Genomic DNA, 6,869 nt, shown 5'->3' on the forward strand with positions numbered 1-6,869 from the left:
TTTATTTTTCATTTTTACTTATAGCCTTCCGCCTTTTTTTCTTACAACTTTAGGAGAAAACTACCTTGGCAAATGTAATTTATCAAGCACAAGCACCCTTAGAATTTATTCCTCCGGCGTTTAACCCCTTATTTTTACGAGTTGTCCATCTGTTGCTACCCAGTTGGATAAACTGGAAAACAGCTATTACTCAAATTGAAGCAGACAATGTAAAGGTTCTGGTGGATCTCTATCGCCAGTTTCAGGAGGGTAAGATCCGTTTTATGTTGGCATTTCGCCATCCAAAAACGGACGATCCACTTTGTTTAGGCTACTTGCTGTCTCAACTGGTGCCAAAGGTAGCACGATCCCAAGACACAGCGCTACAACTTCCGATTCACGCTCATTTTATCTATGATCGCGGCATTCCTCTATGGGCAGGTTCCCACGTTGGCTGGATTGCTTCTCATTTAGGTGGGACTCCGATTCAGCGAGGTAAGGCTGACTGGACGGGGTTACGTTCGGCGCGTGACTTATTCGCTAATGGGAAATTCCCAATGGCGGCTGCGCCAGAGGGTGCAACCAATGGTTTATCGGAAAATATTAGCCCCCTAGAACCTGGTATCGCCCAATTAGGCTTTTGGTGTGCTGAAGATTTGCACAAAGCTGGACGCGACCAACAGGTTCTAATTGTACCAGTTGGGATTAAATATAGTTACGTTGATGCTCCTTGGGATGCGATCGCTAATCTTTTAAGTGAATTGGAAGCGGCTAGTGGTTTATCTGTGAATCCAGCAGAACATGCTTCTATCGAGTCGCTTTATCCCCGGTTGTTGACTTTGGCAGAACATTTACTTTCGTTGATGGAAAAATTTTACACGCGGTTTTATCATCTAAAGCTGCCAGATATCAAAACAGTAGTAGGAGAAATTGAAGATAGAAATGAAGCATTAGCTGTTCGTTTGCAAGCTTTATTAAATGCGGCGCTACTAATATCAGAACAGTATTTTGATTTGCACTCAAAAGGTACTTTGAGTGACCGATGTCGGCGAGTAGAACAAGCTGGGTGGAATTATATATTTAGAGAAGATTTTAAGGATGTAAAAGGAGTCTCTGCTGTTGAAAGAGCTTTAGGCGATCGCGTTGCTGAAGAAGCGAATGCGCGGATGTGGCACATGCGTTTAGTAGAAAGTTTTGTAGCAGTTTCTGGGAATTATATTCGAGAAAATCCAACGGTAGAAAGGTTTGCTGAGACAACTTTAATTTTATGGCAGATGATTACTAAAATAAAAGGCGATAAAGCTGTCTGGCGTCCGCAATTGGGTAAGCAAAAAGTCAAAATTACTGTGGGTGAACCGATATCTGTTTCTGAGCGCTACCCAGCGTATAAAGAAAATCGTTTGGGTGCTAGGCAAGCTGTTGCTGAAGTGACGAATGATTTGCAACACGCGTTGGAAGCATTGATTTGATGAGGAGGGTTGCATCTTTAGCTAGGAAGCAGAATAAAGGTGTCAGTCGTCAGGAGGCTTATTGATTTTGACCCCTGGATCCTGACTTCCTTAAGTAGCAAGAGTGCAATGTAAATGCCCAAGTGTTCATCCGAGGTGGATATTACTTTCTAAAGTAGATTAATGCAGACAACAAATTTCTAACGATCGCGGGTTTGATACCCTGTACGGAGATGCTGGCGGGATATAGTTCATTAAGCTTACACAAACCCAAAAATTTTTCAAAACTATCTAAGTAAAAAGGCGCAAAAAATCTTAGGCTACTAGGCCTACTTAGCTTTACTCCTATTTCACATTGAAAAAAATTAGGTAAAATCAAAGTAATTTCAACTAAATATGTAATTGGTTATTTGAGTTTTATAAAATTACTGTTAAGTTATGCAAACTATATTTTCAGAAGAATTACGCTTTTTTGTTTTTGTAATTCCACTTACAAATAGAGAAGTCCAGGAAATTGTGATTCTCTAAATCAATCAAGTTATAAATAATGAAAACTCACAACTTACTCAATTTACTGAAGATTGGCGTTACTACTTTTGGAATCTTCTTTGTGGCTGGTCAAGGAGCATATGCCTCCGACTTAAAGGGAACAGCATTTAGCATATCTTTGGAGTGTCTCAATGACACTACTGGTCTTTTGATGGGTCAAAACCCCACTGATGCTAGCGGCTGGCAATATGCATTTGATTCAAACACAGATGGAATGAATGGGAACTACTGGGTTGGTGCCGCACCAGGGACAGTAAATCCCTACGATATCTCTGGTATGGCTATCAAAGAAACTGCTACCAGCGTCATTGTGGCAATCAATGGCAATATGAAGTTGACAGGAGAGGCTGAAGGGGGTGCAGCAGGTGGTCAGATTGGATATGGTGATTTGTTCTTCAACATGGCGGGTAAGACCTTTGAAAATGCAATGAGCAGCGGGGATTTGTTTGGTATTCATTTCTCCTCAGTGAATGCTTCAGGGGTACAACAACTAGGTGTTTATAGTGGTGTTCAGGCAAAGACAGTTACTGATATCAAAGAAGGCTACACTGTTGCTACATATGGTGGTTTGGCAGGAGGAGGGAATTCTTACGAAAGTCAGGTAAAAATAGGTGGTGGTGTTGCCAGTTATGCTGATTTGACCAGTAGTTACTTTACTAATAACGGCAATGACAATACATTTAATCTCAATGTCATTGACTCTGGAAAATATCTTAATGGAATCTCGTTTCTAGCACAGGGTGATGTAACGCAGCAGTTGCTAACCACTGGCTATGATGCCAACAAATTCAACGGCACACAAACCATTGCATTTGAATTCAAGAAATCTGGTATTGTCCAATCGACTCCTGAGCCTGCTAGTCTCACTGGTTTAGGAATCGTTGGTCTGGCCTTAGCTGGTAGCAAACGGCGCAAGAGGTCTATTGTAGCAATTGGGTAAGGACTATTGGCAATACAGCTTGATTTATCTTCAGTGATTATGGACACGAGAAAAGATTACATTTTCCTCAGTAAAAATAATAGCTGGAGTAATAGAACTTTCGAGAAAGCTTAAGCGAAAAGTATCCCAAGCTCCATAGATTTCCACACTAAACATTAAATAAGTAAATTTCAATGCTCTTACTATAAAGTAAGGGCATTTTTTCTCTAAGATAGTTATCAAATACAAAAACTACTCAGGTAATTCTCGCTGCTGTCGTTCCTGTTTAGCACGAATATTTGCTTGTTCTGCAAGTTCTTCTGGAGTGGGAAATCTATTACCTTGCTCATCAAACCAGTATAGCCACTTGCGCTGTCATCCTTCATGAATACCTTCACCTCTAGCAATTCCCAAGCCTATTTCAGGTATCCATGCGGGTTAACCAAGCTGGCGCACATATTTACCTTTTTCTAGCCGATAAACTTCAAAAGGTTCATGTTTATCATGCTGATAAGAATCAGGGTTGTAAGTAACATAATAAACAAGAATACTTAGTTATATAAGACGTTATAGCAGGTATACTCGCTATAATAAGCTTGACATAAAAATGCTATCAATTGATTATGAACAATATCACTATATCTAATCTTGATGATGACATCAAATCTCGTCTACAAAAACGAGCGGAAAAACATGGTCGTTCCCTTGAAGAAGAAGCTAGAGAAATTCTTTGTATAGCTCTAACAGAAAATCACGAATATCCTTTAAACTTAGCTACTATAATTGAGGAACGTTTTGCGAATTTGGGAGACTTTGAATTACCGGAAATTCCTAGAGAACCTATTCGCACCGTATCAGCATTTGAAGAATGATTATTCTTGATACAAACGTTTTGTCAGAATTAATGAAGCCTAAAAAGTCTGAAATAGTTCGGATTTGGGCTGCTCAACAATCGTTAATGAGTCTGTTTACCACAACAATTACTCAAGCAGAAATTCTGTATGGTATCGCCTTACTCCCTGCGGGAAAACGGCGAGAAGAACTTAGTCAAGCAGCACAACTGATGTTCTCAGAAGATTTCGCTGGGCGTGTTCTTCCTTTTGATCAAGCTGCTGCTGTAGCTTTTGCTAATATTGCGTCTCAAAGAAGACACAATGGTACTCCTATTTCCCAAGCTGATGCTCAGATTGCAGCTATTTGTTACACCCATACAGCAACCATAGCAACACGCAATTTCTCTGACTTTGAAGGGTATGGTATTTCTATTATTAATCCTTGGGAAGTCTCCAGCAGATAGAAGCTATACTCGTAGACGTGCAGTGGCTTGTGGTTAGACATCGCCCCTTATATCTTAACTTGGAAACACCTTAAATAAATCCACAACTAAATCAGAGAAACAGGGCAGATTAACTGATTCGTTTGGCAGATAAATCAACTTGCGGCGATAACCAAATTTAACTTGCAAAGTTTGATAAGGTTCGCTGTAGCACTCCAGATAATTATCTACTAAATTAAATATCCAATAATCAGAGATATTTGCTTCTGCATAAATAAGTAGCTTTTCCTCTTGCTCGTATTTTAAGGATGAATCAGCAATCTCAATTAAGAGTAAAATATCAGATGGGCTGGGATGATTTGCTAAATAGTCATCATCTCTATTTTTTGCAATTACTCTATCTGGTTCAGGTTCACTGTTGTCAGACAAAGTAATTGGTTGTCGTCCTCGCAGGGTTGCGCGATCGCCTACTAGCTTATATAATTTTTGCTCTAGGCGTGTTGCACAAACAGAGTGCGATGTACCTTTTGCTGACATCTGGATTATTTCACCCTTAATTAGCTCAACTCGGTCATTCTCTTCAAAGAAGCCGAGTTCAGCTAAACGGTGATATTCAGCTATAGTAAAGCGTTTAGCAGTGGTAAGGCTCATAACAACTACGAGAATGCAGAGTTATTTTTATCTTAATATAGCTGTAACTGATTAAAATTATGCGATGAAAGATGGTGAGCTATCAAGGTCTTCTTTATCAGCTTCTGTAGCTTTTTCTATACTTACGCCCTTCCAAGGAAAATCAAAATATTGTTCCTGAATCGTTTTTAATTCCTTTATTGACTTTTGGAAAAATAATTTAATAGCAGATAACTGGTTTTCTTGAGATAAAAACTCTTGTAGGCTTTTTCGATAGAATATACCTGACCATGCTGGCAAAACTTTTAAATTAACAGGAGTCCATATATTAGGCTTATTGTTAATCACTTGCTGCATTGACTCAATAATTTTTGGGCGTTATCCAAAAGTAGGAGAAACCTGCAAAAATATACCTAGATATGGATAATCAGTTAAATTGCTTGGATTTAAATAGAAGTATCCAAGACCACACCAGAAATCCCATGTGGAAGAAGAAAAGTAGGTGTAGATAATATATCTATCGTCCCATTTCCATTGAGTTCTACTTGCTGCGCCTTTGATAACACGTCCAAAAGCTAGGTTGAATTTGTCTTGCACTTCATCACTGAGGGTTGATTCCATGAGATTGAGAGTTTTGTTAAAATTCACCATTGTCAATAAGTCAACCGATGAAAATTGATTTGTGTGAGACATTCTATTTTTCATCATGAAAATTAGCATTTATTGGGCTAATATATCACTCGCGTGTTGTTGTAAGCGGGCATAAAATTGATGCCACCTCAATTGATAAAAACTTACTCTTGGCTCTAAATTAAATGCTGGAGTCTTGATTTCTTCTTTTGAGTTATAATCACGGGTGATATAAATTAAAATTCGATGTCTAACATTTGGAAAGTTACTCAAAAGTTCAGCATATCTTTTTAAAGCATTATTTCTATCCTTCGAGCCAATTTTTGATTCAATAAATATTACATCTGTATTTAAACCAGTTGACAGTTCAACCACAATATCAAGTCTGCTATCCTCTGTATGGTTTTCAAGTCCTTTGTATTCTTGTTGAGTTTAAATCTTGATGCTGGAATAATTATCATCACTAATGATTGAGTGATGTTTTAGTCAATCAAGTAAAATATCATTATTCCGTGACAAAAAATAAGCAAAAATTTCATTAAAAAAATCTTCACGCGGTTTGTTTGCTGAATGTAGGTTGAGTAAATTGCTAAATAAAGACATTTATATTTTAAGTATTTAAGGTAATTTCAAAAAAGGTATACACAATAACTAAGCTTGTAGTCATCTTCAAGCATGACTACAGGAAATTTTTCTAAGTTCTGTTTGTATTTATTATTACTAACGTTGCAGCAGTTATAACTTAGCCGATCGCAGTTTGACAAGGGTGCTATATAGACGATACTTACAACAAATAGGGGTAAAATTTTTACCCCTACAAAGTTGTGTATTATTTTAAGAATAGCTAGAGAAGATTATTACTCTGTTAAGTGACTTTCTAGCAAAGATGCGATCGCTTCAGGATGAATATTCTTGTATTTCTTTTTACCAACTTCTAAAACACAGTTGGGGGCGCTGCTACAGCATTTTTGGCAACTAGTATGTTCAATGGTAACTTTGTCTAACAAACCGCGATCGCCCAAAGTTTTTTCTAATTCTGATAAAAACCCTTTACCACCACGCTTGAGGCAACCACCCTTTTGACACACCATAATCTTGGCTTTGGGTTGGAGTGGCAAATTTTGAATTGGACACACATCAATTGGTGTCACCCGATAGGCTTTAATTTTTATTTTACTTGTGCGTGAGTCTACCTTACTATGACCACAAACGCGAATTTGCTGGCCAGGAACTAAGGATGAACTTAGAGAACGGCGTAACTCTTTAGGCAGTTTAATTTCCACATTTCCAGATGGAACTGCCAATTCTAAGTATTTATATTTTCCTGGTTCACCACCAACAAAACCTAGTAACTGTCCCTCAAGGTTTAATTCTGATAAAGTCAAATATTTGTCACCCATGATTGATAAAAAGTTATTGGGGATTGGGGATTGGGGAT

Annotated in this window: 8 protein-coding genes and 1 pseudogene; 4 read left to right on the forward strand and 5 right to left on the reverse strand. The window is 38.2% G+C overall.

Features of this window, described 5'->3' with window-relative positions:
* The first annotated feature begins 65 nt into the window (after positions 1-65).
* The 4 genes from ACFFAP_RS05695 (at position 66) to ACFFAP_RS05710 (ending at position 4,192) form a co-directional block, all read left to right on the forward strand.
* Positions 66-1,448: a 1-acyl-sn-glycerol-3-phosphate acyltransferase gene (locus tag ACFFAP_RS05695; RefSeq protein ID WP_375510309.1), complete on the forward strand. Its 1,383-nt coding sequence runs from the start codon at positions 66-68 to the stop codon at positions 1,446-1,448.
* A 526-nt stretch (positions 1,449-1,974) separates the two neighbouring features.
* On the forward strand, positions 1,975-2,916 hold the full coding sequence (locus tag ACFFAP_RS05700; protein ID WP_375510310.1) for an XDD3 family exosortase-dependent surface protein: 942 nt from the start codon (positions 1,975-1,977) through the stop codon (positions 2,914-2,916).
* Between the two features lie 602 nt (positions 2,917-3,518).
* Positions 3,519-3,767, forward strand: a complete 249-nt coding sequence (locus tag ACFFAP_RS05705; RefSeq protein ID WP_375510311.1) for a plasmid stability protein — start codon at positions 3,519-3,521, stop codon at positions 3,765-3,767.
* The gene (locus ACFFAP_RS05710; RefSeq protein ID WP_375510312.1) at positions 3,764-4,192 is read left to right on the forward strand and encodes a type II toxin-antitoxin system VapC family toxin; all 429 of its coding nucleotides are present in this window, start codon (positions 3,764-3,766) and stop codon (positions 4,190-4,192) included. The genes ACFFAP_RS05705 and ACFFAP_RS05710 overlap by 4 nt, the downstream gene beginning before the upstream one ends.
* 54 nt (positions 4,193-4,246) lie before the next feature.
* On the opposite strand, the gene ACFFAP_RS05715 is transcribed toward ACFFAP_RS05710, so the two are convergent.
* The 5 genes and pseudogenes from ACFFAP_RS05715 to ACFFAP_RS05735 all read right to left on the reverse strand — a co-directional run bounded on the left by ACFFAP_RS05715 (position 4,247) and on the right by ACFFAP_RS05735 (position 6,831).
* Positions 4,247-4,822 carry a Uma2 family endonuclease gene (locus tag ACFFAP_RS05715; protein WP_375510313.1) on the reverse strand — a complete coding sequence of 192 codons (576 nt, stop codon included), beginning with the start codon at positions 4,820-4,822 and terminating at the stop codon, positions 4,247-4,249.
* 57 nt (positions 4,823-4,879) lie between these two features.
* Complete coding sequence (locus ACFFAP_RS05720; protein WP_375510314.1) at positions 4,880-5,158, reverse strand: hypothetical protein; 279 nt, start codon at positions 5,156-5,158, stop codon at positions 4,880-4,882.
* A 21-nt stretch (positions 5,159-5,179) separates the two neighbouring features.
* Positions 5,180-5,494: a hypothetical protein gene (locus ACFFAP_RS05725; RefSeq protein ID WP_375510315.1), complete on the reverse strand. Its 315-nt coding sequence runs from the start codon at positions 5,492-5,494 to the stop codon at positions 5,180-5,182.
* Positions 5,495-5,521: 27 nt separating this feature from the next.
* Positions 5,522-5,824: pseudogene (locus ACFFAP_RS05730) on the reverse strand (PD-(D/E)XK nuclease family protein); the annotation flags it as partial.
* A 464-nt stretch (positions 5,825-6,288) separates the two neighbouring features.
* Positions 6,289-6,831, reverse strand: a complete 543-nt coding sequence (locus ACFFAP_RS05735) for an NAD(P)H-dependent oxidoreductase subunit E (protein ID WP_375510318.1) — start codon at positions 6,829-6,831, stop codon at positions 6,289-6,291.
* Positions 6,832-6,869: the final 38 nt, after the last annotated feature.

Origin of the sequence: uncultured Nostoc sp. (assembly GCF_964245575.1) — a bacterium.
Lineage (GTDB): Bacteria > Cyanobacteriota > Cyanobacteriia > Cyanobacteriales > Nostocaceae > Nostoc.